The following is a 251-nucleotide window of genomic DNA, read 5'->3' as shown; positions in this document are numbered from 1 at the left end:
CTGCAAGTACGTCCCTGTAAGCTCGGTCGCCGCATCCATGCGGCTCACGCCCCGCAACCGGACCCACCCCGCCTTCGACAGATCTCCGCGATCTGTCGGAATGGCATGGCCTGTTCTTGGTGGGTGTCGACCTTGGTCGACACGGTAGATCCACGCCATGCGTGGATGCTCTTCGTTCAATTCTCGAAATATTCGATTTCGATGGAGATTCATCCACGCATGGCGTGGATCTACCAGCCACCGGGAAACTG

It is taken from the genome of Stenotrophomonas sp. HMWF023 (assembly GCF_003060985.1).
Lineage (GTDB): Bacteria > Pseudomonadota > Gammaproteobacteria > Xanthomonadales > Xanthomonadaceae > Stenotrophomonas > Stenotrophomonas lactitubi.
This window is presented reverse-complemented; position numbering follows the sequence as displayed.